The following is a 622-nucleotide window of genomic DNA, read 5'->3' as shown; positions in this document are numbered from 1 at the left end:
GGTCGGGCGCGGGCCGGGGAGCCGGTACGCCGCCGGTCTCGACGTCCGTACCGTACGCCCGGAGGCCCTGGCCGCCCGCCGTGTCCTGGGCCGGACGGGGGTCGTCGGGCCAGCCGGGCGGTCCGACCATCGGGCCGAAACCGGAGGGTGTCGCGGGTCCGTCCTGCCCGTTCGCGACCGGGCCGTTCCCGAATCCGTGGCTCTGGTCCTGCGCGCTTCGGCCACCGGCCGGACCGGGGTCGGCGTCCGGCGCCCCCCACTGATTCCCGTTCGGGTCGAAGGACATGGCCCCGGTGTCCAGCTGGACGGGCATCTCCATCGAGTCGTCCGCGCCACCGCCGACGTCCCTGCGCGCCCGCCGCCGCCCGGACGGTACGCCCTGCGTCGGCGTCTGCGGCGGGGTGAGGCCGGGGGCGTCCGGATCCGTACGTACGTCACGCACGTCACGTACGTCATGCTCCGCCGAAGCGGGCGCCGGCACGGCGTCCTGGCGTAGCGAGTCCTGTCGTACGGCGTCCTGACGTCCGGAGTTCTGGCGTACGGCGTCCTGCCCGACGGCGTCGTGCCGACGGCCCGGCAGCGAGTCGTCCGGCGCCGCCGCGACCGGCACGCCGCGCGCGGG

1 pseudogene is annotated in these 622 nt (G+C 76.7%); it reads right to left on the bottom strand.

Annotated features, from left to right (window positions below):
* Window positions 1–622, bottom strand: a pseudogene (locus GT042_RS24725) (hypothetical protein); the annotation flags it as partial.

This window comes from Streptomyces sp. SID3212, from assembly GCF_009865405.1.
Lineage (GTDB): Bacteria > Actinomycetota > Actinomycetes > Streptomycetales > Streptomycetaceae > Streptomyces.
Note: the sequence above shows the minus strand (reverse complement) of the source record. Positions and strands in the feature narration are given on the sequence as shown.